The 481-nt window shown below is 57.0% G+C and carries 1 rRNA gene; it reads left to right on the top strand.

Going from position 1 to position 481, the window contains the following annotated elements:
- Nucleotides 1-481: ribosomal RNA gene (locus tag BTW08_RS18730) — 16S ribosomal RNA — on the top strand; the annotation flags it as partial.

Genomic DNA, 481 nt, shown 5'->3' with positions numbered 1-481 from the left:
GAGCCTATGTCGGATTAGCTAGTTGGTAAGGTAACGGCTTACCAAGGCGACGATCCGTAGCTGGTCTGAGAGGATGATCAGCCACACTGGGACTGAGACACGGCCCAGACTCCTACGGGAGGCAGCAGTGGGGAATATTGGACAATGGGCGAAAGCCTGATCCAGCCATGCCGCGTGTGTGAAGAAGGCTTTCGGGTTGTAAAGCACTTTCAGCGAGGAAGAAAGCCTCTGGGTTAATACCCTAGAGGAACGACATCACTCGCAGAAGAAGCACCGGCTAACTCCGTGCCAGCAGCCGCGGTAATACGGAGGGTGCTAGCGTTGTTCGGAATTACTGGGCGTAAAGCGCGCGTAGGTGGCTTGGCACGCCGGTTGTGAAAGCCCCGGGCTCAACCTGGGAACGGCATCCGGAACGGCCAGGCTAGAGTGCAGGAGAGGAAGGTAGAATTCCCGGTGTAGCGGTGAAATGCGTAGAGATCGG

The sequence above is a fragment of the Salinicola sp. MH3R3-1 genome (genome assembly GCF_001937155.1).
Lineage (GTDB): Bacteria > Pseudomonadota > Gammaproteobacteria > Pseudomonadales > Halomonadaceae > Salinicola > Salinicola halophyticus.
This window is presented reverse-complemented; position numbering and strand designations above follow the sequence as displayed.